Genomic DNA, 24,799 nt, shown 5'->3' with positions numbered 1-24,799 from the left:
AATAAATAATAATCGTTCTAATTCAGGAGCCGGGAGATTATCCGTATGAAAAGCCTCAGCATTTACTCCAAGCTGGTATTGATATTGGTTTTGCCGTTGTTGAGTATCGTTTTTTACTCCGGGATGAATGCAAGAAATCACTATCAGGCATGGAGTGAATTATCCTCGACGGAAGTCTTGATGGATATGTCGACCAGTCTCGGCGGCCTGATTCACAGTTTGCAAGTCGAACGCGGCTCCACAATGGGCTTCATTCAGTCCAATGGCGTGAAATTCGCACGCGAGTTGCCGGAATATCGTATCGCCACGGACAAGATGCTGGTTAACGTGAAGGCGGAATATGCCCGCTCGCAACAAAGTGGCCTTCCGTCCGCGGCCAGGCAGCAAGTAGAGCTCGCGCTGGATTCCCTGAAAATGCTGGAAAGCACGCGCGCCGACGCAAGCGCCTTCGCAATCTCCACAAAGGAAATGGCGGCGCGCTATACCAAAGCCATCGCTACCATACAGGACGTGATCCCGGCAGTTGCCGAGCAAAGCAGCGATCTGACCGTAACCAAGATGATGACAGCCTACGTCGCGCTGCTCAATCTGAAGGAACGCAGCGGTCAGGAGCGAGCATTGCTGACGGGCGTTTTCGCGGCCGATAAGATTGAGCCGGCGCAATATCAGACCCTGCTCGGGCACATAGCCGCCCAAAATGCTTACGAGCATATTTTTGAGGATTACGCGACCGAAGAACTGCGCGCGCAATATAAAAAGGCTTCGGAAGACAAGGCTTTCGGCGAAGTCGATGCCGCGCGCAACACCGTGATCGCAAAGTCGGCGGAAGGGCTGTTCGGCATCGATCCCACGACATGGTTTGCCACCATGAGCGCGCGTATCAACGCAATGCACGGCATTGAAAACGCACTGGCCGATCAAGTGCGCAGTTTTGCCTCCGGGCAAGCCGACAAAGCGCATTTCTCGTTCATTCTGCACGTCACTGCCAGCATCGTGATCCTGATTGTTACTCTGGGGCTGGGCTATAAGGTAATGCTGGATATTGTGCGTCAGCTCAACCTGCTGCATGACACCATCGGCCGGATCCAGCGCGACAATGATCTGACCCGCCGCCTCGAAATCAACAGTGATGACGAAATCGGCCGGACCGCTCACGCGTTCAATCTGCTGATCGACAGCCTGCAAAACAGCATCAGAAAGGTTAACGAAAGCGCCGGCAAGGTACTGCAATTCTCCGAAATGCTGGCCACTACTTCGTCGCAACTCTCCAGCAGCACGGCGCATCAGAGCGAGGCGTCATCTTCCATGGCTGCCGCCGTCGAGGAAATGACGGTCAGCATCGAGCAAGTGTCGGAGAACGCGAAACATGTGCAGGAGGTTTCGCAATCCAGCAGTGAGCGCTCCCACGAAGGTGGCGCAGTGATTCTTCAGGTCACGGAAGACATGCACGATATCGCCGAGGCTGTGCATTCCTCCGCCATCATCATGGAAGAGCTGGGTCAGCAGTCAGACCAGATTTACTCCATTGTGCAGGTCATCAAGGAAATTGCCGACCAGACCAACCTGCTGGCATTGAACGCCGCCATCGAGGCCGCGCGTGCAGGCGAGCAAGGCCGCGGCTTTGCCGTGGTGGCCGACGAAGTGCGCAAGCTGGCCGAGCGCACCACGCGCTCCACCGAAGAAATCGCCGCAATGATCGGGAAAATCCAGGGCGGCACCAAGCAGGCCATCGACAGCCTGGAAGTCGGCGTCGAGCGCGTCAACCGCGAAGTCGAACTGGCGCGGCAGGCCGGCGTTTCCATTCAGCAGATCCAGTCCGGCACGCAGGAAGTCGGGGTGGCTGTGGACGGCATTTCCAGCGCGATTCGCGAACAAAGCGCCGCCAGCACTGAAATTGCCAAGCAGGTGGAAAAGGTCGCGCAAATGTCCGAAGAAATCAGCGCAGCCACTCACACCAGCTCGGAAACCGCTCTTGAAATGAAGACGCTGGCGCAAAGCCTGCAAGGGCAGGTCGCGCAGTTCAAGGTTTAAAAAGTTCGGGAAGAGCAAAGACAAACGAGCGGCTGAGGTCGCTCGTTTTTTATGCCTTGAAGGCCTCGCCTGTAGTGAAGAAGTTTCCGCCGGCGATATGGTGGATGGTACGCAATTCGTCATGCCCCTCGAAATGCCAGTGCCCATCGGAAAACACCCGCTCGTCCGTCCAGGCCGCAACCACTTCCGCCAGATATAAATCGTAAGCATCCCGGATGTGCGGTTCCGGGACCACCTTGCACTCCAGCCACGCCACGCACCCTTCCAGCAGCGGTGCGGCTATCTTCGAGGCCGTAAATGTCGGCAGATCGAACGCCGCGAACTTGTTGTCTTCCGCCTTGCCCAGCAGCTCCCGCCCGGAACTGGAGCCCACCTTTACCACCATCTCCGCCTGCGCCCGGCAGGGCACGTTGATCGCGAAACTGCCGGAGGATTCGATCAGCTCGCGGGTGTAGGTGTTCTTGTCAATAACGATGGCGACCTTGGGTGGATCGAAATCCAGCGGCATGTTCCAGGCGGCGGCCATGACGTTGCGCTGGTTGTGGTGAGCGGTGGAGACCAGGACGGTGGGGCCGTGGTTGAGTAGCCGATAAGCTTTGCTAATCTCAACAGAAATTTTCATAACCTTATCGGCAGATATTGCGCCAAACATTACTTCTGCCATGCATCCCGTAACGTCACCGTCCGGTTAAACACCGGCTTCCCTTCCGTACTGTCCTTCCGATCCGCGACAAAGTACCCGTGCCGCTCGAACTGAAAGCGCTCTTCCGGTTTGGCATCCTTCAATGCGGCTTCCAGTTGTGCCGAGATGATCTTTACCGAATCCCGGTTGAGGTCGTCCAGGTAGTTACGGTCGCCGGCGCCGGGATTCGCTTCCTGGAATAGACGATCGTACAGGCGGACTTCGGCGGTGTAGGCGTGCGGAGCAGAGACCCAGTGGATGTTGCCTTTGACCTTGATGCTATCGGCGCCGGGGGTGCCGGACTTGGTTTCCGGCAGGTAGGTACAATGCACAACGGTGACATTGCCGTCGACGTCCTTTTCGCAGCCGATACATTCGACGACGTAGCCGTAGCGCAGGCGCACTTTGTTGCCGGGGAAGAGGCGGAAATAGCCTTTGGACGGCTCTTCCATGAAGTCTTCGCGTTCGATCCACAGTTCGCGGCTGAGCGGCACCACGCGCTTGCCGAGCTCCGGCTTTTGCGGGTGGTTGGGAGCAAAGCAGTCTTCAGACTGGCCTTCGGGGTAGTTGTCGATCACCAGCTTGATCGGGTCGAGCACGGCGATGCGGCGCTCGGCGGATTCGTTGAGCGTGTCGCGCATGCAGTCTTCGAGGATGGTGTATTCGATCCACGAGTCGGCCTTGGAGACACCGATGCGGTCGGCGAACAGGCGGAAGCCTTCCGGCGTGTAGCCGCGGCGGCGCGTGCCGACCAGCGTCGGCATGCGCGGGTCGTCCCAGCCGCTGACGTATTGGTCTTCAACCAGGTCGATCAGCTTGCGCTTGGAGAGCACCACGTAGGTCAAATTGAGGCGCGCGAATTCGTATTGCTTGGGCAGCGGATGCGCCAGCAGGCCGCCTTCGGCGAGGCGTTCCAGCACCCAGTCATAGAACGGACGCTGGTCTTCGAATTCCAGCGTACAGATGGAGTGGGTGACGCCTTCCAGCGCGTCTTCCAGCGGGTGGGCGTAGGTGTACATTGGGTAGATGCACCACTTGTCGCCGGTGTTGTGGTGCGTGGCGTGCTTGATTCGGTAAATGGCCGGGTCGCGCAGGTTGATGTTGGGCGAGGCCATGTCGATCTTGGCGCGCAGCAGCATTGCGCCGTCCGGGTGCTTGTCGTCGCGCATTTCGCGGAAGAGGCGCAGGCTTTCCTCGGCTGGACGGTCGCGCCATGGCGAATTCTTGCCCGGCTCGGTCAGCGTGCCGCGGGTGGCGCGCATTTCCTCGGCCGATTGCTGGTCAATGTAGGCGTGGCCGGATTCGATCAGGTATTCCGCGGCGCGGTACATGAAATCGAAATAATTGCTGGCGTAATAGAGATGCGACTTGCCGAATTTATCCCAACCGAAGCCCAGCCATTGCACGGCGTCGGTGATGCTGTCGACGTATTCCTGTTCCTCTTTCTCCGGGTTGGTGTCGTCGAAGCGCATGTGGCATACGCCATCGTAATCGCGCGCCAGGCCGAAATTGAGGCAGATGCTCTTGGCGTGGCCGATGTGCAGATAACCGTTGGGTTCCGGCGGGAAACGCGTGCGGATTTTAGCCGGATCGGGCTCGCCGGCTGCATGATGCGCGGCATCGCCGGGCGTGCCGGCCCAGCGGCGGCTGACGTAAGTGCCTTGCGCGAGATCGCGTTCCACGATGTTGCGCAGGAAGTTGGAAGCGGGGGCGTTGGTAGTTTTTTCTTCGGACATGTCGAATCTGGCAGGTTGGTTTAGCTGCCATTTTACACCCTGACGGCAGCGCGGAGTTTGTCCGGGCGACGACAGGTATAATCCGATCGATGAATTCACTTACATTTCCCATCCTGCGCCTGCTGGCTGACGGCCGGTTTCATTCCGGCGAGGCGATTGCCGGCCATTTCGGCGTGACCCGCGCCACGGTGTGGAATGCGCTGCAGGATGCAGAGTCCCTGGGCGTTCAATTGTTTTCCGTGCGCGGCAAGGGCTATCGCTTGCCGGAACCGGTGCGTTTCCTGGATGCCGAACGGATAGGCGAACAGTTGGGGAAGTACCGCGATACTTTCGCACTGGAAATTCACGATCGCATGGATTCGACCAACAGTTACCTGATGCGTGCGGCCTCGGCTGGTGCGGCGCACGGAACCTGCGCCGTGGCGGAGTTGCAGACCGCCGGACGCGGTCGGCGCGGCAGGGCATGGCAGGCGGGCCTCGGCAATAGCCTGGCTTTCTCGGTGCTGTGGCGCTTCGAATGCGGGGCGGGAGCGCTTTCCGGCCTCAGCCTGGCCGTCGGCGTGGCGATGATGCGGGCCTTGCATGAGCTGGGGGCGCGCGAAACGGCGCTGAAGTGGCCCAACGACGTACTCAGCCGCGAGCAGAAGCTGGCAGGCATCCTGATCGAGTTGCAAGGCGATATGGACGGCCCGAGCGCGGCGGTGATCGGCATCGGCCTTAACCTGCGCCTGCCGGAAACGATGCGGCACGCGATCGATCAGCCAGCCACCGATCTGCACCGCCTACTGGGCAATGCGGCGATGCCGGATGAAGTGCTTGGTGCGCTGTTGCGGCATCTGGCCGATGTGTTGCAGGTGTTCGAACAACGCGGCTTCGACGAGTTGCGCGAAGAATGGATTTCGCACCATGCCTATCACGGCCAACCCGTGCGCATGATCATGCCGGACGGAAGAATCATAGAAGGCATCGCGGAAGGCATCGCCGCCGACGGTGCCCTGCAAGTCCGCACTGCCGAAGGCATGCAGCGCTTTACAGCCGGGGAGATCAGCATGCGAGGCGCATCATGATATTGGCGATAGACACAGGCAACACTCGTACCAAGTGGGGCATCTTCGATGACAAGGGCATGCAGATCGCGCAAGGCGCGCTGGATAATCTTGAAATCGCGCTGCTGCCGGATGCGCTGAAAGAGTTTCAGGGTTTCCGCCGGGCGGTGGTTTCCAATGTGGCCGGTGAGGCGGTGGCAACCCGTCTTAATATCGGCCTGGCTGCGCTGGGAATCCCGGTGTTATGGGTACAGTCGCAGGCCGTGGCCTGTGGAGTGAAGAATGGCTATCCGCAGCCGGAACAACTCGGTAGCGATCGCTGGGCGGCGCTGATCGGCGCGTGGAATACCCACCATGCACCCTGCGTGGTGGCGAATGCCGGCACGGCGATGACCGTGGATGCCTTGTCGGGCGAGGGCGAGTTTCTGGGCGGCTTGATCGTGCCGGGTTACGGCATGATGCGTGAATCGCTTTTCACCGGTACGGCGGCGATTGCTGCTGCTACCGGGCAATGGCGCGATTTTCCGGTTTCGACCGCCGATGCGGTGCAGACTGGCGCGCTGACCGCGATGGCGGGCGCGGTACAGCATATGGTTGCGCTGCTGGAAATGCGCGAGGGCCGTGCGCCGGTCTGCCTGCTGAGCGGCGGCGATGCGGACATGCTGGCGGCGGCGTTGCCGAGGCCTGCGTTTATCGTTCCCAATCTGGTATTGCTGGGCCTGGTTCTTTTGGAGAAAACATCGGTATGAAGTGGAAATGGCTGTTCTGGTTGTTGGCAGTAGTGAATGTTGGGCTGTACGGTTATTTCGAATTAAGCAAGCCGCTGAATTCCGGCACCGCGAGCGGGCATGAGCCCATGCATCCGGAAAAGATGCGATTGCTGACGCCTCAGCAACTGGATGCTCTGCCGAAATCGGCACCTGTTTCCACGCCGATGGAACAACCCGCCACGGAACAACCGGCGCCGCAGGCACTCGAACAATTATCCTGTTACGAGTGGGGCAGCTTTCCCTCCAGGCGGCTAGCACGTGCGCGCGGTGTCGTAGATCGTTTCGGACTGGATGCAAAGGTCCAGGTGATCGCAAATCAGGAAGCCATACGCTACTGGGTTTATATCCCGCCGCTGGCGAGCTTTCAGGAGGCGCAAACCAGGAATGACGCATTGCGCAGCCTGGGCATCGCCGATACGTTCATCGTTCAGGATGCGCAATGGAAAAACGCCATTTCGTTCGGTGTGTTCAAGGATGAAGCTTTGGCTACGCGTCTGGCGGAAGACATGCGCAACCGTGGGGTTACCGATGTCGTCAAGGCAGTGCGCAACAAGGAGGGCCGGCAGTTTGTCCTGTTGGTCAAGAATATTTCCAGCAATGCCGCGGAGGAAATTCGAAAGCTGAAACCGGATTTTCCGTATAGCGAACTCAAACAGGTTACGTGCCAATAGGATCCTGCTTCTATTGGTTTTTCCCGTAACGGGCCAGGCATGGAAGTGCCTGGCGCGATGCATGGCAAAAATGAAGGAGTGAATGATGGGATTGATCAGAACCGTAGTGAAACAGGCTGCAATCGCAGCAGCCGTCGTGATGACGCAACGCATCGCCACCCGCGTTGTGCACCGGATTTCGAGTAGGCGCCATCGGCAGTTGCCTGTAAAGAGCCAAGACCAGCTTATGTGACGGGAATCAATGTCTCCAGACTGGTTTGTGCATCGAATCCCGTGCTGCGATTTTTTCCGGCCGCTTTTGAAAGATACATGCGCTGGTCTGCAAGATTGACGAGTTGATCCCAGTCCTCGCAGTCGTCGACCATTCTTTCTGCGACGCCGACGCTGACGGTGATTTGTCTGCCGTCCGGCCGTTGCCCCAATCCTTGTGCCGCAAGGCGCAGCAATACCTGCGTAGCGCCTTCCTGGCCGGTGCTGGGCAGGATGATCAGGAATTCTTCTCCTCCCCAGCGAATCAGGATATCGCTCTGACGCAGGCACTTTTGCAGAAGTGCGGCCGTGTTGCGCAAGGAATCGTCTCCCGATTCATGGCCGTATCCGTCGTTGATGGATTTGAAATTGTCGATATCCACGAACAACACCGTCAGCGGCGTTTCCGTACGCATCGAGATCCGGAATTGCAGATCAAGCGTTTCCTCACCTGAGCGGCGGGTGAATGCGCCGGTCAATAGGTCCATCGCCGCCTGATTGATCAGCGTGATCATGTAATGCAATTGCGTCATGCCGGCCAGCGCCGAAACGCCGATGACCAGCAGCAGCATCCAGCCGCTGATGATCAGGTCGCCCAGGCTGACATGCGGATGCGGCAACATGCCTATCGTGATGGCTGCGATCACTGCAATCGATGCAATCAGCACTTCCAGCAGCGTAAGCGGGAATACGCTGAGCCCGGCCACCACGATAAACGGCAGGAGGGCATAGGATTTCACGGCAATTTGCGCGAGATCGTCTGACGGTAGCCCCGCCAGCAGCGGCTGCGAGACCAGATAAAAAATCGGCGGAATCGCCAGCATCACGCCCAGCATCAGGAATGCCGTTTGCAGGCTGCGGCGATGATTATGCACGCGGGTCAGCCCCCAGAATGCCGCCGACGATAAAATGCGCAGCAACGCGAGCGCGCCCCAGATCGGCCATGGGAACATGAGCGCATCGACGATGATCCATAACGGCGTAAGTATCGAAAATACTGCTGTAACAAGACTGACGCGCTTGCTGATGATGTGCGCCCGGTGGCGCTGGATATGCAGCGTATGGTGCCCGGCGTAGAGTAGCCAGGACAGTTGCCTGATGGTATTGACGAGGTGCATGTGGATTTTAAAATTAGGACAGTCTAGTCCTGTTATGTGCGGTCGTCAATCGCACTTGTGCGGAAAGGGTTAAGGGAACAGTTTTCCTGGGTTCAGGATATTGGAAGGGTCGAACGCCAGTTTGACCGACTTCATCAGGGCGATGGTGGTTTCGTCGATTTCCCGCGGTATGAAGGGCCGCTTCGCCATGCCCACGCCATGCTCGCCGGACAATGTGCCGTCCAGCGAAAGTACCAGCGAGAACACTTCGTCGAGACAGGCTTCCGCGCGTTCCATTTCGTCAGGATTGCCCGGATCGACCAGCAGATTCACGTGAATGTTGCCGTTGCCCGCGTGCCCGAAATTCACATTGGCGATGCGATAGCGCTGCGCCAGCGCCTCAATCCCGCCGAGCAATTCCGGCAGGCGCGAAACCGGGACTGCAACATCCTCATTGATTTTCTTGGGAGCGACATCGCGCAACAACGGAGAAAGCGCCTTGCGTGCCGCCCACAGCGATTCTGTGTCGTGCGCCAGCTTGGCTTCGATTAAACCATCTACTTCACAGGCCTTGAGTATCGCCTCCGACGCCTCGTGGATTTCGGCTTCGGAGCCGTCCACTTCAATCATCAGCAACGCGCGCATCTCTTCCGGCAGCATGCCGGGATGGCGGTTGCGGATCAGGTTGAGCGCGTTGTTGTCGAGAAATTCCAAGGCTGAGGGGACGAAAGGCTGCGCCATGATCGCCGCGATGGCGTGCGCGCAACTGACCGTATCCCTGAATTGCGCCGTCAGGCCGCCGGTGGCGCGCGGTAGCGGCGTCAGCTTGAGCGTTGCCTCGACAATCACCGCCAGCGTACCTTCCGAACCGACGATCAGGCGCGTCAGGTCGTAACCGACTACACCCTTGGTGGTGTAGCAGCCGGTGCGGATCAGTTCGCCGCTGCCGGTCACGGCTTTCAATCCCAATACGTGATCACGTGCCACGCCGTATTTGACGGCATGCGGTCCGGCGGCGCAGGTGGCGAGATTGCCGCCGACGCTGCAATAGGGCGCACTGGAAGGGTCGGGCGGCCAGAAAAATCCCTTGGGCCGGATCGCATCCTGCAACTCCTGATTCAGCACGCCCGGCTCGATGATCGCCATGCGATTGTCCGGGTCGATAGAAAGAATGCGATTCATGCGCTCCAGCGACAACGCCACGCCGCCCTGTTCCGGTACGCTGCCGCCGGCGGTGCCGGTGCCGCGTCCGCGCGGGACGACAGGGATTTTATGTTCGTTGCACAGGCGCACTACGGCTTGCACTTCTTCGGCCGTCAGCGGAAACACGACCGCGATCGGCGGGAGGAAATTGCGCGAATTGTCGTAGCTGTAGGCGTAGCAATCCACCGGGTCGGTGAATACGCGTTCTGCCGGGAATAGCGATTGAAGCTGCTGAAGAAGTTGGGAAGAAGACATGCGAGAAAATTTAGCACGAAGGGCGGGCAGATGCCCGCCCCTTCTGTTTATTTTTTACGCGGCGGTAGCAGGTCGGTAATCGTGCCTTCCGCCATTTCGGCGGCGAAGCAGATGGTTTCCGACAGCGTGGGATGTGCGTGGACGGTAAGGCCGATATCCTCCGCATCCGCGCCCATTTCGATGGCCAGCACCGCTTCGGCCAGCAGTTCGCCCGCATTGGGGCCGACGATGCCGGCGCCGATGATGCGGCGCGTGTCTTTTTCCATGATGAGCTTGGTGGTGCCTTCGGTGCGACCGATGGAAAGCGCGCGGCCGCTGGCAACCCAGGGGAAGCTGGCTTTTTCGATCGCTATGCCCTTGGCCTTGGCGTCGGTCTCGCTCACGCCTGCCCAAGCCACTTCCGGGTCGGTGTAGGCCACGGACGGGATGGCCAGCGCCTGGAATTCGACCTTGTGGCCGTCGATGACTTCCGCGGCCACCTTGCCTTCGTGGGTTGCCTTGTGCGCCAGCATCGGCTGGCCGACGATATCGCCGATGGCGAAGATATGCGGCACGTTGGTGCGCATCTGCTTGTCGACGGGGATGAAGCCGTATTCATTGACGAACACACCGGCCTTTTCGGCGCCGATATTCTTGCCGTTGGGACGGCGGCCGATGGCGACCAGAACGCGGTCATACACTTGCGGTTCGACGGCTTGCTCGCCTTCGAACGTCACATGGATGCCGTCCTTCTTGGGTTCCAGCTTGGCGACCTTGGTCTTGAGCAGGATTTTCTCGAAACGTTTTTCCATGCGCTTGTGCAGCGGCTTGACCAGGTCGCGATCGCAGCCGGGGATCAGGCCGTCGGAGAGTTCGACCACGCTGACCTTGGAGCCGAACGCGTCGTACACCGTGCCCATTTCCAGGCCGATGATGCCGCCGCCGACGACCAGCAGGCGCTTCGGAATATCTTCCAGCAGCAATGCGCTGGTTGAATCCAGGATGCGCGGGTCGTTCTGGTGTTCGGGCGCGAGGCCGGGCATTTTTGTGGCTTGCGAACCGGCGGCGATGATGGCGTGGTCGAACGACACCGTCGTGACCTTGCCGTCGCTGCCGGTGACCTGGAGCTGGTTGGGATTGGTGAACTCGCCGCGACCGGTGACGACGGTCACGTTACGCTGTTTCGCCAGTTGCGTCAGGCCGCCGGTCAGCTTGTTGACCACGTCCTTGGATTTCCAGTTGCGCAGCTTGTCGAGATCGATCTGCGGCTTGCCGAAGCTGATGCCGTGCTCGGCCATTTCCTCGGCTTCGGTGAGCACTTTGGCCGCATGCAGAAGAGCCTTGGAAGGAATGCAGCCGACATTCAGGCAGACGCCACCGAGGCTGGGGTAGCGTTCGACCAGTACGACCTTCTTGCCGAGATCGGCGGCGCGGAACGCCGCGGTGTAACCGCCGGGGCCTGCGCCGAGCACCAGCACTTCTGCGTGGATATCGGCAGGGCCGGATGCTGCGGGCGCCGGAACAGGCGCTGCAACGGGAGCCGCCGCAGGTGCGGGCGCAGCAGCAGGGGCCGGTGCCGCCGCAGAAGTTTCGCTTGCCGCTGCCGCCGTTTCCAGCGTCAGGATCAGCGACCCTTTGGCGACCTTGTCGCCGACCTTGATTTTGACGTCCTTGACCGTGCCTGCATGCGTCGACGGAATGTCCATCGATGCCTTGTCAGACTCCAGGGTGATCAGCGAGTCGTCCACGGCTATGGTATCGCCCGGCTTGATATGGACTTCGATGACATCCACGGAATCGAAATTACCGATGTCCGGTACTTGTACTTCAATGATTTGGCTCATAACAACCTCTTGAACCACGGAGCACACTGAGACCACAGAGAAAACACGGAGGCTCCGTGCTCTCCGTGTTCTCCGTGGTGAATATTAAAGGAGCAGGCGACGCACGTCGGAGAGCATGACGCGCATGTGGCTGGTGAAGCGGGCGCCGTCGGCACCGTCGATGACGCGGTGGTCGTAGGAGAGCGACAGCGGCAGCATCAGGCGCGGCTCGAAAGTCTTGCTCTTGGCGTCCCATACCGGCTCGATGCTGGAGCGGGATACGCCGAGGATCGCGACTTCCGGGCAGTTGATGATGGGCGTGAACGCCGTTCCGCCGATACCGCCGAGGCTGGAAATGGTGAAGCAGCCACCTTGCATTTCCTCGATCTTGAGCTTGCGTTCGCGTGCCTTGGCCGATAGCTCGCCAAGTTCGCGGGCGATGTCGAGCACATCCTTCTGGTTGACGTCGCGGATCACCGGGACAACGAGGCCGTCCGGCGTATCGCAGGCGAAGCCGATGTTGAAATATTTCTTCAGAATCAGCTCGCCGCCGTCGGCGGAAAGCGAAGCGTTGAAATTGGGGTAGGCGCGCAGCGCATTGACCGCGGCCTTCATCAGGAAGGCCAGCATGGTCAGCTTGACGCCGCGCTTGGCAGCTTCGTCCTGCATCGACTTGCGGAAATCTTCCAGATCGGTGATATCGGCCGCATCGAACTGCGTGACGTGCGGCGCCGTTACCCAGTTGCGGTGCAGGTTGGCGCCGGATATCTTCTTGATGCGCGGCAGGGCCTGGGTTTCGGTCTCGCCAAACTGGCTGAAGTCGATGTTCGGCATGGCCAGCACGGAGAGGCCAGGACCGCCGGCAGCAGCTTCGGTGCGCGGCTTGGTCAGTTCATTCTTGATCCAGGCCTGCACGTCCTCCTTGCTGATGCGGCCTTTGGGGCCGCTGCCGGGGACGCGCGTCAGGTCCGCACCCAGTTCGCGTGCAAACTTGCGCACCGACGGGCTGGCGTGCGGGTTTTTGCCCGGAGCGAACTCGACGCGGGCTGCGACCGGATTCGGCGTGTGCTGCGGCGCGATGGGTTTGGGCACTTCCGGCACCGGACGCGACGGCGGCGGTACTTCCACGTTGGCGACTTTGGCCGTGGGTGCGGCGGCAGGCGCAGCAGCAGGGACTTCCGCCTTGGGCGCTTCCACCGGGGCGGCCGCGCCGTCTGAAGCTTCCACCATCGCGATCAGCGCGCCTTGCGCAACCTTGTCACCGACCTTGATCTTCACTTCCTTGACCGTGCCGCTGAACGGCGCCGGAATATCCATGGAGGCCTTGTCGGACTCCAGTGTAATCAGCGAATCGTCCTGATTGACCGTGTCGCCGGGCTTGATATGTACTTCAATGACATCGACGGAGTCGAAATTGCCGATGTCAGGGACGAGCACTTCTTTCATTGCCATATTCTCGTGCTCCTGATTAAGCCGTCAGAGGATTGGGTTTGTTGACGTCGATGCCGTACTTCTTGATGGCTTCCGCAGCCTTGGATGCCGGCAGCTTGCCGTCATCGGCTAGCGCCTTGAGCGCGGCCAGCACGACGTAGTGGCGATCCACTTCGAAATGGCGACGCAGGGCTTCGCGCGAGTCCGAGCGGCCGAAACCGTCGGTGCCCAGCGTGACGAAGCGTTGCGGCACGAAGGCACGAATCTGGTCGGCGAACGACTTCATGTAGTCGGTGGAGGCGATCACCGGGCCTTCGGCCTTCTTCAGGCACTGCTCGACGTAGCTTTCCTTCGGCTTGTCTTCCGGATGCAGCATGTTCCAGCGGTGTGCGTTCAAGCCATCGCGGCGCAGCTCATTGAAGCTGGTGGCGCTCCACACGTCGGCGGAAACACCCCAGTCCTTCTCCAGGAGCTCGGCGGCGGCAATGACTTCGCGCAGGATGACGCCGCTGCCCATCAGTTGCACCTTGGGGCCCTTGGCCTTGGATTTACTGAGCTGGTACAGGCCCTTGATGATGCCTTCCTCGACGCCCTTGGGCATGTCCGGGTGAGCATAGTTCTCGTTCATCACCGTGAGGTAATAGAACACATCCTCTTGTTCTTGCACCATGCGGCGCAGGCCGTCCTGGATGATGACCGCAAGCTCAAAGTGGAAAGTCGGATCGTAAGCCACGCAGTTCGGGATGGTCGAGGCCAGGATGTGGCTGTGGCCGTCTTCATGCTGCAGGCCTTCGCCGTTGAGCGTGGTACGGCCGGCGGTGGCGCCCAGCAGGAATCCGCGTGCGCGCGAGTCGCCTGCAGCCCAGGCCAGATCGCCGATACGCTGGAAGCCGAACATCGAATAGAAGATGTAAAACGGAATCATCTGCACGCCGGTAACGCTGTAGGACGTCGCGGCAGCAAGCCAGGACGAGAACGCGCCGGCTTCGTTGATGCCTTCTTCCAGAATCTGACCGGTCTTGGACTCCTTGTAGAACATCACCTGATCGGAGTCGACCGGTGCATAGAGCTGGCCGACGGACGAGTAGATGCCCAGCTGGCGGAACATGCCTTCCATGCCGAAGGTACGCGCTTCATCGGGGACGATGGGCACGATGTACTTGCTGAGGTTCTTGTCCTTGATCAGCGTGGACAGGATGCGCACGAAAGCCATGGTCGTGGAAATTTCGCGCTCGCCGGTCGTGGCCAGCATGTTGTCGAATGCAGACAGGGCGGGCACTGGCAGCGGCGTGGCCTTCTGGCGGCGTGCCGGGACGAAACCGCCCAGCGCGGCGCGGCGTTCGAGCAGGTATTGCATTTCCGGGCTGTCTTCGGCCGGGCGATAAAACGGCAGTTTTTCGATGTCTGCGTCGGGAATCGGGATGTCGAAACGATCGCGGAAAGCCTTCAGCGATTCGAGATCGAGGCCCTTCTGCTGGTGGGTCGGGTTTTGCGCTTCACCGGCGGCGCCCATGCCGTAGCCCTTGACGGTTTTCGCCAGGATTACGGTCGGCTGGCCGACATGCTTGGAAGCGGCCGCATAGGCGGCATACACCTTGTGCGGATCGTGGCCGCCGCGATTCAGGCGCCAGATGTCGGCGTCGGACATCGCCGCGACCATTTCCTTCAGCTCGGGGTACTTGCCGAAGAAATGTTCGCGCGTGTAAGCGCCGCCCTTGGCCTTGAAGTTCTGGTATTCGCCGTCAACGGCTTCTTCCATGCGATGCTTGAGCAGGCCGTCCTTGTCCATCGCCAGCAGCGGATCCCAGTAGGAACCCCAGATGACCTTGAGCACGTTCCAGCCGGCGCCGCGGAAATCGGCTTCCAGTTCCTGGATGATCTTGCCGTTGCCGCGCACCGGGCCGTCGAGACGTTGCAGGTTGCAGTTGATGACGAAAATCAGGTTGTCCAGCTTTTCGCGCGAAGCCAGCGAAATCGCGCCCAGCGATTCCGGCTCGTCCATTTCGCCGTCGCCGCAGAACACCCACACCTTGCGGTTGGAAGTGTCGGCGATGCCGCGGTCGTGCAGGTATTTGAGGAAGCGGGCGGTGTAAATGCCTTGCAGCGGGCCGAGGCCCATCGACACGGTCGGGAATTGCCAGAAATCCGGCATCAGCCATGGGTGCGGATAGGAGGACAGGCCGTTGCCGCCTGTTTCCAGACGGAAATTGGACATCTGCTCTTCGCTGAGGCGGCCTTCGATGAAGGCGCGGGCATAGATGCCGGGCGAGGAGTGTCCCTGGAACATCACCAGGTCACCGCCGAAGTTTTCATTCGCCGCGCGGAAAAAGTGGTTGAAGCCCACGTCGTACAGCGTGGCAGCCGACTGGAAGCTGGCAATGTGGCCGCCCACGCCGGGCGATTTCTCGTTGGCGCGCATCACGGTCACGATGGCGTTCCAGCGGATCAGGGCGCGGATACGGCGTTCCATCGAAGGATCGCCCGGCAGCTTTTCCTGCAGGTGGACGGGAATGGTATTAAGGTAGGCGGTCGTCGCGTTATAGGGCAGATAGGCACCGGAGCGGCGCGCTTTGTCGATCAGCTGTTCCAGCAGAAAGTGTGCGCGTTCGGTTCCCTCCTGCTCCAGCACCGCGTCGATGGCGTCAAGCCATTCCTGCGTTTCCTGCGGATCGATGTCGGGGGTGGGATTGGTCATCTAAATTCTCTCCTGGGGCTCGCATCGCTATAATTCGTAAGCGAATGCGGCTGGATTTGCTGAACAGAAAGCCGCTATCTTCGCTATTTTGACTGTTCAGGTCAAGTTTAAAGAGGGTGCGGTTATCGGTGCGAATGCCCTGTAAGCCGCGCCAAAACAGGAAGTTATCGAAAGGAAGACAATGTTTGCCAGCCTGGTCCAGCACGAGAAATCCATCAGCGAAAAGGCGCTCGAGAAGGCGACGCATCTCTTGTTTGTCCTGCCCGAGCAACGCCCGCAGGATATGCCTCACGCCGATATACTGGAAACGAAGCTTCAACGCCGCAAGGAAAAATACGAGGATCTGGCCAAAGGCCCGCTGTGCGCCGACCTGCCAAACGGGAATGTGGCCACATGGATCGTGCTGAAGGACGGCGTATCCGCGTTCGAACGGCACACGGCATTGCGCAAGGCGGTGGCTACGCTGCTGGACGAACAGCCGGAGTCCCTGGCGATTGCCGTGTTCGGCACCGATGTGCAACGCGAACTGGCGGCGCATGCCGCACTATACGTCGCATGGGTCAACAGTGCGCATTTGCCCGTGCGCAAGAAAAAGGATGAACGCCGCGCGTTGAAGAAAGTCGAGTTGTTCGGCTACAAGGGCGATGTATCGGCGGTGCAGGCCCAGGCACGGGGCAATACGCTGACGCGCCGCTTGACCATGCTGCCGCCCAACGATCTGACGCCTGGCATTTACCGCGAAAAGATCAAGGTGCTGGCAGAGGAGCACGGCTGGCAGCATGAAGAATACGACATGAAAAAGCTGCGCAAGTTGGGCGCGGGGGCTTTCGTTGCCGTTGCACAGGGTTCCGAAATGGAAGATGCCGCCATCGTGCATCTCAGCTATGCGCCGAAAAAAGCAAAAAAATCCTATGCGCTGGTGGGCAAGGGCATCTGTTTCGACACCGGCGGCCACAATCTCAAGCCCGCGCGCTACATGCATGGCATGCACGAGGACATGAACGGCTCCGCCGTGGCGCTGGGTATCCTGCTGGCGGCGACCGAACTCAAGCTGCCGGTGAAGATCGACTGCTGGCTGGCGCTGGCGCAAAACCACATCAGCCCCAAGGCTTACAAGCAGAACGATGTTGTGACCGCGCTCAATGGCACCACTATCGAGATCATCCACACCGATGCCGAGGGACGCATGGTACTGGCGGATACGTTGACGCTTGCCTCGCGCGGCAAGCCGGATTTCATGATGGATTTCGCTACGCTGACCGGCAGCATGATGACTGCGCTGGGCACCCGCTACAGCGGCATCATCGGCAACAAGCCGGAACTGCTTTGCAAGGCGGTGGGTGTCGGAAATGCGGCGGGCGAACGCGTGTGCGCTTTTCCGTTCGACGAGGATTACGAGCCCGAGCTCGACAGCAAGATCGCCGATATCAAGCAGTGCACGCTGGATGGCGAAGCTGACCATATCCTTGCCGCGCGCTTTCTGGCGCGCTTTATCGAAAACGATATCCCATGGCTGCATGTCGATCTCTCGGCCTGCAATCACAAGGGCGGGTTGGGCGCGGTCGCGAGCGACGTCACGGGCTTTGGCGTGGGCTTCGGATTGAAACTGCTGCAAGCGCTTGCAGAACCGGAGCAAGCATGATTTTCGACGTGCTGGCGAATGCGCATCGCTATGAGGCTTTGCATCCGCTTTTCTCCAAGGCGTTTGTTTTCCTGCGCGAAACCGATTTGATGGCGCTGGCGCCGGGACGTTATCCCATCGAGGGCGAGAAGCTGTTCGCCCTTATTCAAGAGGCCGACGGCCGTGCCCGCGCCGACGCCCAGTTGGAATGCCATCGCAAGTACATCGATATTCAGCTGGTGTTGCAAGGCGCGGACGAGATGGGATGGAAGCCGTTATGCGACTGCCGGGAACCCGTGGCCGAATATAGCGACAAACGGGACATCCGGTTCTTTTTCGATGCGCCGGCGAGTTGGGTCAGCGTGCCGGCGGGGGCTTATTGCGTGTTTTTTCCAGAAGATGCGCATGCGCCGCTAGTGGGGGCGGGATCTATCCGCAAGGTAGTGCTGAAAATCGCGGTAAACGGTTCAGGTGAAGGCTAAAACGCGGTCGGTTTTAAGCGCAGCGACATATAGATGTGCCACTTCGTGATGTCGTTTCCGGCCTTGAACTCCTCGAAAGCCGATGGGTGTTGAACCATACGCGATACGACCTTGGCATCCCACATCCTGACTTGCTCCGGAATGGTTCCCGGGAACGCGGCAATCGAACGTTCAACCTCTCTCATCATGGCACTTAACTCCCTTGTTTAGAATTGGTAACGGGTTGGCCTTGTTTGTTACATCGTTGATTATGAATAAAAAAATATTCCTGACAATAACCCAAATGCGGTATGTCATCGCCTGTTTTCTGGTGGTGTGGAGCGCTGCTTCATCAGCGCAGACCTTGTCTGGAATAGCGTTGATCGGTTCCACGTTTACCTATGAGGTGAAAGCTGGAGATACGCTTACCCGGATCGGTGCCCGCTATGGCGTCGACCCTTACCTGATTCTCAAGGAGAACGGTTTGCAGGCATCCGGTCCGTTGAAAATCGGCCGGGTTTTGCGTATCGACAATCGCCATATCGTTCCCGCATTGCTCAGCGACGGGATCATTATCAATCTTCCGCAACGCATGCTGTTCCGCATGCGGGGTAGCAAAGTGGACAAGGCTTATCCTGTCGGGCTCGGGCGTCCCGACTGGCCGACCGATACCGGGAAATTCACGATTACGAGCCGTCAGGAAGGCAAGACCTGGTTCGTGCCTCCTTCGATTCAGCAGGAAATGGCACTCCTCGGCGAGCCCGTGCGCGAGCAGATTCCTCCGGGGCCGGAGAACCCGTTGGGCAAGTACTGGATGGGCTTGAGCTTGCCTGGGCTGGGCATCCATGGCACGATTGCGCCCGAAAGTATCTATCATTTCCAGAGTCATGGCTGCATACGCTTGCATCCGGACGACGCCGCAGAAATGTTCGCAACAACAAACAAGGGCGATGCCGGCATCATTATCTACGAGCCGGTGCTGTTATACGTCGCGCCCAATAACAAGATCTATCTGGAAGTGCATCGCGATATCTATCGCAAGGGTATTGATGCGAAAGAGCTAATCAAGGAACTTGCCGCTTCTGCTCGAGTCGATTCCACCATTGACTGGAGCAGAGTGGCGGAAGTGATCGCCGCGCATGACGGCGTGGCTCGCGATGTAACGCGCGCAGCCGACTAGGAGAGCACATGAAGGAGCAGGACGAGTTGTTGTTGCCGGCATTGAGCCGACGCGGATTCTTGAAAATGAGCGCGGCCGCAATGCTGGCCGCCGCGGTGCCCGGCCAGGCGCTGGCGGCAATGTCAAATGAGCCGGAGCGCAAACTGTCGTTCTACCATTTGCATACCGGCGAAAAGCTGAGCGCCGTGTATTGGGCGGATGGCGCCTATCAGAAGGATAGCCTCGCGAATATTTATCATGTGTTGCGCGATTTCCGCTCCGGCGACGTCAGCCCCATCGATACCGGGCTGCTCGATCTGTTGCATTCGTTGTCGATGAAGCTGGACACGACGGCCGAGTTTCAGGTGGTTTCCGGTTATCGTTCACCTACCACCAATGCGATGCTGGCCAAAAACAGCAGCGGCGTCGCCAGGCACAGCTTGCACATGGATGGACTGGCCATCGATATCCGCCTGCCCGGACGCGATCTCGCCAAGGTGCACCGGGCGGCTCTGGCGCTGAAAGGCGGCGGCGTCGGCTATTACCCGGTGTCTGACTTCGTTCACATGGATGTCGGCCGCGTGCGGCAGTGGACTGGCGCGTAATTCGACTTCGCGCCTATTTGCAATCGACGCACTTGCCTTTTACGGAGGCCATGCCTTTTACCGTAGATAACCCTTTTACGTCCTTGAAGATCGCTCCATCCACGTCGGCATCGGTCAAGTTCGCGCCGGTGAGGTCGGCGCCGGTCAAGTCCGCATTGATCAGGTCGGCGCGGTGCAGGTTGGCGTTTTTCAGGTTGGCACCCGTCATGTCGGCAAAACGGAAGCTCGCAATGTTGAGATCGGCGCCTTCGAAGTTAGCCTTGGCAAACTTGCCGCCCACCGAGTCGAATTTCATCTGCCCCATCGGCTGATTGCCGATATCTAGCCCGAAGCGGCCGTTTTTCGCATTGATACCGCTCATGTCCACCGCCCCCAGCGTACCGATGACGCGTGCGTTGGTGAGATTCGCCCCGGCGAAGTTGGTCTTGTCGAAAATGGCCTGGAAAATGATGGCGTCTGTCAGGTTGGCGCCGGAGAGATTGGTGTTTTCCAGCCGCGCCAGATTGAGATAGGCGCGTTGCATATCGGCCCCGGAAAGGTTGGCGCCGCGCAGATAAGCACCGAAAAAGCTGGTGTTGACCAGCTTGCAATGCCGCAAGTCCATTCCGTCAAACTCCAGGTAGCCCACATCCTTGTTGGATAAGTCGCAGCTTTTGCTCTGGATCTGTTTCAGCGCATCGGCCTGGCTGATTTTTTCGCGTTCCGTTTCGGCGTTCTTGTCGTAAAAGGCTTTTGCTTTCTTGATGACAGCATCCGGGTTCGCCATGAACGTCTTTTTCGCCTCTTCATTGCTGAAGCAGTATGTCTTGCCCTTGTAGTCTGTTTTTACAGAGCAATCCGTTTTCATCATCTGCCCCATCGATAAACCGACCGTACAGTTGTCACCCATTTCCGCTGCGCCGGCGATGCCGGATATTGCCAACAGTACGCTGAAAACAACCCCTGATGTACGCATGATTTTTCTCCTGTTATTGGAATGGAATACGCTTGCGCGCAAGCTGGTTATCCGCCTGTAATCCCTTAGTCCCGTTACCTTTTGAAAAATTCATTCGATCAGCTATTTACAGAATTTGACATGGGCTGACCGTCTGGTCGGTCAACCGAATGGAAAAGCGCCGCGTTGTTAGCTCAACCGCTGCAATTTGGTGGCCATCGATCAACCAGAAGGAGTATCAAACGTGAAGATCAACAAGACTGCTGCTTCGATACTGATAATGAGCGCGATATCGCTGCCCGCAGCAGCGGATGATGTCTATTACGATAGCGCACGCGTGATTTCCGTTGAGCCGCAAGTCGAACGCGTCAATGTGCCGCGCGAGGAATGCCGTACCGAGTACACGCGTGAGTCCTATTCCAATTCCGGCAGCCGCGACATCGGCGGCGCCATCATCGGCGGTATCGCCGGCGGCCTGCTCGGCAGCCAGATCGGCAAGGGCAGCGGCCGCGTTGCCGGTGCCGCCGTAGGTGCCGCAACAGGCGCCATCGTCGGCGACCGCATCGACAACAGCGACCGCCGCAGCTATGCCACCCGCCCGGTCGAGCGTTGTGTAACCGTGGACGATTGGCAAACCGTGACGCGTAACTATCTGGTGACTTACCGCTATGACGGTCGCGATTACACCACGGTGATGCCCAACGACCCGGGCAGGAATATCCGCGTCAGGGTTGCCGTTGCTCCCGACTACGACGAGCGCGTCAGCTACATGGAGCCCGGCTACCGGGATAACGGCTGGCATCGCGGTTGGGACAAGCGCCGCGGTCGCGATTAACCGAACTCAGGACGAGTCGGCTGATTTTCGCCAGAAGCGATATCGGCCCTTCAAGCCGCCGGAATTTCCGGCGGTTTTTTTTTGATACGGATGAACGGACGTACAAAGTCCTTCAATGCAAATCCCGCAACTCCAGCCGCCGTAGCTTCGGAGCCAGTTTTGCCATTGCGCCGACAACCCCCAGGGTCATCATGCCACCGAACACCACTGACGGCACGAGGCCCAGGAACCGTGCTGCGATGCCGGACTCGAACGCGCCGAGTTCGTTGGAGGAGCCGATGAAGATGCCGTTGATGGCGGCGACGCGTCCACGCATGGCATCGGGTGTCATCAATTGCATGATGGCGCTGCGCAAAACCACGCTCACCCCGTCGCAGGCGCCGGAAAGCAGGAGCATGATACCGGCCAGCCAGAAGCTCTTGGAAAGCGCGAAGGCGATGATGCACAGGCCGAAGCCGGCCACGGCGCCGAGCAGCCAGCGCCCGGCGTGCTTGTCGATGGGATGGCGGGCGAGATAAAGGCCGGTAGCCACGGCGCCGATTGCCGGCGCTGCGCGCAAAATGCCCAGGCCTTCCGGCCCGTAATGGAATATTTCATGTATGAATGCCGGCAGCATGGCGACCGCGCCGCCGAAGAGGACGGCGAACATGTCCAGCGTCTGGGCCGCAAGCATCACCTGGTTTTTGGCGACAAAACGCAGCCCTTCGGCGATGCTCTTGAATACCGGTGCGCTTTTGGCGGGCGCCGGCTCCTTGACGCGCAGGGAAAGCAGCATGGCTGCGGCGCTCAAAGCCAGCAACGTGGCGACGGCATATGCCGTGGTTTTGCCCGCCCAGCCGACCAGTATGCCGCCGAGCGCCGGTCCGATGATCAATCCGAGCTGGAAAATGGAACTGCCGATGCCGGCAGCGCGCGCATATTGCCGGCGCGGAAGTATGATCGCGAATAGCGAATTGTAGGAAGGGCCGATGAAGGCGCGCGCAATGCCGGTGAGGACAATGGAACCGTAAATCCACAGCGTGGGATCGCCCGAAATCAGGCCGGCAGACACGGCAAGCAACACCAGTGTATTCAGGAAGAGCATGACGCAAGCCATCACGCCGAACATGCGGCGCGAGTGATGGTCGATCGCATAGCCTGCGAACAGGGCACAGCAGAAATAGGGGATGACTTCTGCCAGCCCGATCAGCCCCAGCGCCAGCGGATCGCGCGTGAGTTCGTAGATATGCCAGCCGACCACGACCGCGACCATCTGGTAGGACAGCACGATCTGGACACGAAAGGCGAGCAGCTTCAGAAAGGCAGGGTTGCGCAAAAGCGGAGTGAGCATGGAATTCCTAGTATGCAGGCACGGGCACGATTCGAAGGCTGGCAGCTATCGCTGCCGCTCGGCCAGCCAGCGCCAAACAATGCTGTCTGGAATTTCCACGCCTTCCTGTACATACCTCAGGACTTTCTGGTTCAGTACCAGCAGCGGATGGGCAGCCTTCGCCGTTTGCGTACCGCAGAACAGGATGCGGTCGCCGGCAAGGAGAGGCGTCTCCAGTTCCGGCAGCAGCATGCTTTGATTGCCGCGGATCAGCAGCAGCGGCACCAGAAAGAGGGGTTGCTCGCGGTTATAGGGGTCTTTCGTCAACAGCTCCAGGGTCACGGGTTTCCCTTCTTCAAGGAGACACATGACTGCGGGCGAGCGCTCCATGTTGATATAGGCACCCCATGTTTCCGGCACGTTTTCCCCGACCACGGCCACCAGTCGGCTGATGAGCTGGTTGGCCCAGGCGTTGCTCTGACTACGAGCGAGATGAAGGAATTGTGCCAGCATCGGCGTAATCAGGTGGGCCAGGCATTCGTGCGCGATGATGTCGCTCAGCTGCATGGTGATGTCGGCGTTGAATTTTCGGAACAGAACGCTGTTGAAGCGCCGGTTCTTGCGGATGACCACGAAGAGATCAGGCCTGAGCTCGAGCGCGGTCATGGCGATCGACAGGTTATTGGTGTCGTTGTCAGTGCCGGCGACGATGCCGACGGCCCGTTCGACTCCGGCTTCGATCAAGGTATGTGCCTCGGTGCCGCTGCCGCGAATGAAGTTTTCGCAGCCGGTGAGTTCGGGCTGGGCTTCGATGATCTGGATGCTGGCCCCTTCCTGTTCCAGGTTCCTGACCACGGCCTTGCCGAAACGGCCGTAGCCGCACACGACCCAATGGCCGACCGGCGGCGGCACGGGAGAGGGCAGCGAGGTACCGGGCACGCCGGTCAGCCATTCGTGCAGCAGGTAGGTGCCCAGCGAATGGATTTCCATGGCGAGGTGTTCGCCGAACAGTTCGTAAGGGTTGATGATGTGATCGGTGCCGAACGAGGCCATGTTGGCTGCCGTTTCAATATGCTCGGCACGACACAGCACCGGCAGCTCCGGGTTAATGAGTTTGACTGCCACTGCCACCGCGAGATTGACATGGTCGTCATTGGTGAGCGCCGCGATCCCGCGGCAATGCGGATGATGGATGCCTGCCTGCAGCAGCGTTTCGGGCAGCTTGGCGTCGGCGCACAGTCCCGGCACCGGCGATTGATAGTCCTGTAGCTCCAGTTCGTTGATGCGTTCCTGATCAATATCCAGGGTAACGACCCGCATGCCTTTCTGGTCCAGCGCGCCGACCAGCAGGCTGCCGGTTTCGCCGTAGCCGCAGACGATGTAGTAAGGCTCGTACAGGCTGCTTACCGTGCGGCCGAAGCGCGCCAGGGTGATGGCCTGGCGCAATGCCGGATCCTGCGCCAGCGCGATGATCTTGCCGATGGCATAGAACCAGGAAATGACTGTCAGATAGATCGAAAACGTCATCCACAGCCGTTGCGCCTGGCTGAACGGGTAGGGAATTTCGCCGAAACCGATGGTGGTGGCGGTGTAGCTAATGACATAGAAGGCTTCGAAGATGCTCATCTGCCACGGCTGGCCCTGGGCGTCCAGGCCGGGCATCAGCGTAAAGCCGAACACGGCGATGCCGTAGCTGACGATCAGCGTAATCAGCGGCGCGCGCATGCGCCGCAGGATCAGGAAGAAAATGCTGTTCACAACAACCCGCCGCGCGTTTAGCGCCGCAACATGATGGTTTCGATGATCAGCAGGATCACGGAGGTGACGTTGGCCAGGAATGCGCCGCCCGACAGCGACACGATGCTGACCATGGTGCTGGTTGCGATCGGGGTGTCTCCCATGGCACCGAATATGGCCCAGATGACGGCGGCGGCAATCAACTGGATATCGGCGACCAGGCTGGTGGAAAGATGGATGGCGCCGATCTGGGTCCGGTCACCGAATTTCAGTACGGTCGCGATCAGGTTGACCACGATGGCTGCATAAAGCTCATAGGAATGATGAAACTCGGGATTGCCCATGTCTCCAATGAAAAAACCGAAGTTGAGCGTCATCGCCAATACGATGAAGAAGCCGAAGGCGACTTTTTCCAGATTCATGATATTCCCTTAACAACAGTTGAATAATGGCAGGATCATAACAAAAGA

At 59.3% G+C, this 24,799-nt stretch carries 21 protein-coding genes; 9 read left to right on the top strand and 12 right to left on the bottom strand.

All coding sequences use genetic code 11. The features are described from left to right. The first annotated feature begins 45 nt into the window (after positions 1-45). Positions 46-2,031, top strand: a complete 1,986-nt coding sequence (locus A7976_RS03870) for a methyl-accepting chemotaxis protein (protein ID WP_067107117.1) — start codon at positions 46-48, stop codon at positions 2,029-2,031. A gap of 49 nt (positions 2,032-2,080) precedes the next feature. Here A7976_RS03870 and A7976_RS03865 read toward each other — a convergent pair whose 3' ends face one another. Both A7976_RS03865 and A7976_RS03860 read right to left on the bottom strand, forming a co-directional pair. Continuing rightward, the gene (locus A7976_RS03865; RefSeq protein ID WP_067107433.1) at positions 2,081-2,653 is read right to left on the bottom strand and encodes a flavin reductase family protein; all 573 of its coding nucleotides are present in this window, start codon (positions 2,651-2,653) and stop codon (positions 2,081-2,083) included. A 29-nt stretch (positions 2,654-2,682) separates the two neighbouring features. Further along, positions 2,683-4,449 (bottom strand): glutamine--tRNA ligase/YqeY domain fusion protein, encoded by a 1,767-nt coding sequence (locus tag A7976_RS03860; protein WP_067107114.1) that lies wholly within the window; start codon positions 4,447-4,449, stop codon positions 2,683-2,685. Positions 4,450-4,538: 89 nt separating this feature from the next. On the opposite strand from A7976_RS03860, the gene birA reads away from it, so the two are divergent. Genes birA through A7976_RS03845 form a run of 3 tightly spaced genes read left to right on the top strand, consistent with a single transcriptional unit; the run spans position 4,539 to position 6,936 of the window. After that, on the top strand, positions 4,539-5,516 hold the full coding sequence (birA, locus tag A7976_RS03855) for a bifunctional biotin--[acetyl-CoA-carboxylase] ligase/biotin operon repressor BirA (protein WP_067107111.1): 978 nt from the start codon (positions 4,539-4,541) through the stop codon (positions 5,514-5,516). Further along, positions 5,513-6,244: a type III pantothenate kinase gene (locus tag A7976_RS03850; RefSeq protein ID WP_067107109.1), complete on the top strand. Its 732-nt coding sequence runs from the start codon at positions 5,513-5,515 to the stop codon at positions 6,242-6,244. The genes birA and A7976_RS03850 overlap by 4 nt, the downstream gene beginning before the upstream one ends. Next, positions 6,241-6,936 (top strand): SPOR domain-containing protein, encoded by a 696-nt coding sequence (locus A7976_RS03845; RefSeq protein WP_067107106.1) that lies wholly within the window; start codon positions 6,241-6,243, stop codon positions 6,934-6,936. The genes A7976_RS03850 and A7976_RS03845 overlap by 4 nt, the downstream gene beginning before the upstream one ends. A 224-nt stretch (positions 6,937-7,160) precedes the next feature. Here the strand turns inward: A7976_RS03845 and A7976_RS03840 are convergent, their stop codons facing one another. From A7976_RS03840 to aceE, 5 genes are all read right to left on the bottom strand, one after another. Continuing rightward, on the bottom strand, positions 7,161-8,303 hold the full coding sequence (locus A7976_RS03840) for a GGDEF domain-containing protein (RefSeq protein WP_067107103.1): 1,143 nt from the start codon (positions 8,301-8,303) through the stop codon (positions 7,161-7,163). 69 nt (positions 8,304-8,372) lie between these two features. Further along, positions 8,373-9,740, bottom strand: a complete 1,368-nt coding sequence (locus A7976_RS03835; RefSeq protein ID WP_067107100.1) for an FAD-binding oxidoreductase — start codon at positions 9,738-9,740, stop codon at positions 8,373-8,375. Between the two features lie 47 nt (positions 9,741-9,787). Further along, positions 9,788-11,563, bottom strand: a complete 1,776-nt coding sequence (gene lpdA / locus A7976_RS03830; protein WP_067107098.1) for a dihydrolipoyl dehydrogenase — start codon at positions 11,561-11,563, stop codon at positions 9,788-9,790. An 84-nt stretch (positions 11,564-11,647) separates the two neighbouring features. Then, the gene (gene aceF, locus A7976_RS03825; RefSeq protein ID WP_067107095.1) at positions 11,648-12,994 is read right to left on the bottom strand and encodes a dihydrolipoyllysine-residue acetyltransferase; all 1,347 of its coding nucleotides are present in this window, start codon (positions 12,992-12,994) and stop codon (positions 11,648-11,650) included. Positions 12,995-13,010: 16 nt separating this feature from the next. After that, positions 13,011-15,668, bottom strand: coding sequence for a pyruvate dehydrogenase (acetyl-transferring), homodimeric type (gene aceE, locus A7976_RS03820; RefSeq protein WP_067107092.1), 2,658 nt, complete (start codon positions 15,666-15,668; stop codon positions 13,011-13,013). Positions 15,669-15,849: 181 nt separating this feature from the next. Between aceE and A7976_RS03815 the strand changes: the two genes are divergently transcribed. Further along, positions 15,850-17,310 carry a leucyl aminopeptidase family protein gene (locus A7976_RS03815; protein WP_067107087.1) on the top strand — a complete coding sequence of 487 codons (1,461 nt, stop codon included), beginning with the start codon at positions 15,850-15,852 and terminating at the stop codon, positions 17,308-17,310. Beyond that, on the top strand, positions 17,307-17,771 hold the full coding sequence (locus tag A7976_RS03810) for a YhcH/YjgK/YiaL family protein (RefSeq protein ID WP_067107084.1): 465 nt from the start codon (positions 17,307-17,309) through the stop codon (positions 17,769-17,771). The genes A7976_RS03815 and A7976_RS03810 overlap by 4 nt, the downstream gene beginning before the upstream one ends. Here A7976_RS03810 and A7976_RS03805 read toward each other — a convergent pair. Beyond that, entirely contained in the window at positions 17,768-17,959 is a 192-nt protein-coding gene (locus tag A7976_RS03805) for a hypothetical protein (protein ID WP_067107081.1), read from the bottom strand. The two genes, A7976_RS03810 and A7976_RS03805, sit on opposite strands and share 4 nt — an antisense overlap. 95 nt (positions 17,960-18,054) lie before the next feature. Between A7976_RS03805 and A7976_RS03800 the strand changes: the two genes are divergently transcribed. Together A7976_RS03800 and A7976_RS03795 are read left to right on the top strand one after the other, a co-directional pair. Next, positions 18,055-18,930, top strand: coding sequence for a L,D-transpeptidase family protein (locus A7976_RS03800; RefSeq protein ID WP_240483779.1), 876 nt, complete (start codon positions 18,055-18,057; stop codon positions 18,928-18,930). An 8-nt stretch (positions 18,931-18,938) separates the two neighbouring features. Further along, on the top strand, positions 18,939-19,514 hold the full coding sequence (locus tag A7976_RS03795) for a DUF882 domain-containing protein (RefSeq protein WP_067107074.1): 576 nt from the start codon (positions 18,939-18,941) through the stop codon (positions 19,512-19,514). 13 nt (positions 19,515-19,527) lie between these two features. Here the strand turns inward: A7976_RS03795 and A7976_RS03790 are convergent, their stop codons facing one another. Continuing rightward, positions 19,528-20,469 (bottom strand): pentapeptide repeat-containing protein, encoded by a 942-nt coding sequence (locus tag A7976_RS03790; RefSeq protein WP_088178366.1) that lies wholly within the window; start codon positions 20,467-20,469, stop codon positions 19,528-19,530. A 223-nt stretch (positions 20,470-20,692) separates the two neighbouring features. On the opposite strand from A7976_RS03790, the gene A7976_RS03785 reads away from it, so the two are divergent. Continuing rightward, positions 20,693-21,283 carry a glycine zipper 2TM domain-containing protein gene (locus tag A7976_RS03785; protein ID WP_240483778.1) on the top strand — a complete coding sequence of 197 codons (591 nt, stop codon included), beginning with the start codon at positions 20,693-20,695 and terminating at the stop codon, positions 21,281-21,283. Between the two features lie 112 nt (positions 21,284-21,395). Here A7976_RS03785 and A7976_RS03780 read toward each other — a convergent pair whose 3' ends face one another. From A7976_RS03780 to A7976_RS03770, 3 genes are read right to left on the bottom strand one after another with little or no spacing between them, the layout of a single operon-like run. Further along, complete coding sequence (locus A7976_RS03780; RefSeq protein WP_067107072.1) at positions 21,396-22,613, bottom strand: MFS transporter; 1,218 nt, start codon at positions 22,611-22,613, stop codon at positions 21,396-21,398. 45 nt (positions 22,614-22,658) lie between these two features. Next, a complete protein-coding gene (locus A7976_RS03775) occupies positions 22,659-24,350 on the bottom strand; it encodes a TrkA family potassium uptake protein (protein WP_067107069.1) in 1,692 nt (563 codons plus the stop codon). A gap of 17 nt (positions 24,351-24,367) precedes the next feature. Next, on the bottom strand, positions 24,368-24,751 hold the full coding sequence (locus A7976_RS03770) for a DUF6394 family protein (protein ID WP_067107066.1): 384 nt from the start codon (positions 24,749-24,751) through the stop codon (positions 24,368-24,370). Positions 24,752-24,799 lie beyond the last annotated feature (48 nt).

The sequence above is a fragment of the Methylobacillus sp. MM3 genome (assembly GCF_001645185.1).
GTDB lineage: Bacteria > Pseudomonadota > Gammaproteobacteria > Burkholderiales > Methylophilaceae > MM2.
The sequence above is the reverse complement of the archived record's forward strand: the minus strand, read 5'-3'. Positions and strand labels throughout refer to the sequence as shown.

Excerpts from the sequence above, each read along its gene's own strand:
- A7976_RS03870 (WP_067107117.1), top strand. The coding sequence starts at position 46 with ATGAAAAGCCTCAGCATTTACTCCAAGCTGGTATTGATATTGGTTTTG.
- A7976_RS03865 (WP_067107433.1), bottom strand. The coding sequence starts at position 2,653 with ATGAAAATTTCTGTTGAGATTAGCAAAGCTTATCGGCTACTCAACCAC.
- A7976_RS03860 (WP_067107114.1), bottom strand. The coding sequence starts at position 4,449 with ATGTCCGAAGAAAAAACTACCAACGCCCCCGCTTCCAACTTCCTGCGC.
- birA (WP_067107111.1), top strand. The coding sequence starts at position 4,539 with ATGAATTCACTTACATTTCCCATCCTGCGCCTGCTGGCTGACGGCCGG.
- A7976_RS03850 (WP_067107109.1), top strand. The coding sequence starts at position 5,513 with ATGATATTGGCGATAGACACAGGCAACACTCGTACCAAGTGGGGCATC.
- A7976_RS03845 (WP_067107106.1), top strand. The coding sequence starts at position 6,241 with ATGAAGTGGAAATGGCTGTTCTGGTTGTTGGCAGTAGTGAATGTTGGG.
- A7976_RS03840 (WP_067107103.1), bottom strand. The coding sequence starts at position 8,303 with ATGCACCTCGTCAATACCATCAGGCAACTGTCCTGGCTACTCTACGCC.
- A7976_RS03835 (WP_067107100.1), bottom strand. The coding sequence starts at position 9,740 with ATGTCTTCTTCCCAACTTCTTCAGCAGCTTCAATCGCTATTCCCGGCA.
- lpdA (WP_067107098.1), bottom strand. The coding sequence starts at position 11,563 with ATGAGCCAAATCATTGAAGTACAAGTACCGGACATCGGTAATTTCGAT.
- aceF (WP_067107095.1), bottom strand. The coding sequence starts at position 12,994 with ATGGCAATGAAAGAAGTGCTCGTCCCTGACATCGGCAATTTCGACTCC.
- aceE (WP_067107092.1), bottom strand. The coding sequence starts at position 15,668 with ATGACCAATCCCACCCCCGACATCGATCCGCAGGAAACGCAGGAATGG.
- A7976_RS03815 (WP_067107087.1), top strand. The coding sequence starts at position 15,850 with ATGTTTGCCAGCCTGGTCCAGCACGAGAAATCCATCAGCGAAAAGGCG.
- A7976_RS03810 (WP_067107084.1), top strand. The coding sequence starts at position 17,307 with ATGATTTTCGACGTGCTGGCGAATGCGCATCGCTATGAGGCTTTGCAT.
- A7976_RS03805 (WP_067107081.1), bottom strand. The coding sequence starts at position 17,959 with ATGATGAGAGAGGTTGAACGTTCGATTGCCGCGTTCCCGGGAACCATT.
- A7976_RS03800 (WP_240483779.1), top strand. The coding sequence starts at position 18,055 with ATGCGGTATGTCATCGCCTGTTTTCTGGTGGTGTGGAGCGCTGCTTCA.
- A7976_RS03795 (WP_067107074.1), top strand. The coding sequence starts at position 18,939 with ATGAAGGAGCAGGACGAGTTGTTGTTGCCGGCATTGAGCCGACGCGGA.
- A7976_RS03790 (WP_088178366.1), bottom strand. The coding sequence starts at position 20,469 with ATGCGTACATCAGGGGTTGTTTTCAGCGTACTGTTGGCAATATCCGGC.
- A7976_RS03780 (WP_067107072.1), bottom strand. The coding sequence starts at position 22,613 with ATGCTCACTCCGCTTTTGCGCAACCCTGCCTTTCTGAAGCTGCTCGCC.
- A7976_RS03770 (WP_067107066.1), bottom strand. The coding sequence starts at position 24,751 with ATGAATCTGGAAAAAGTCGCCTTCGGCTTCTTCATCGTATTGGCGATG.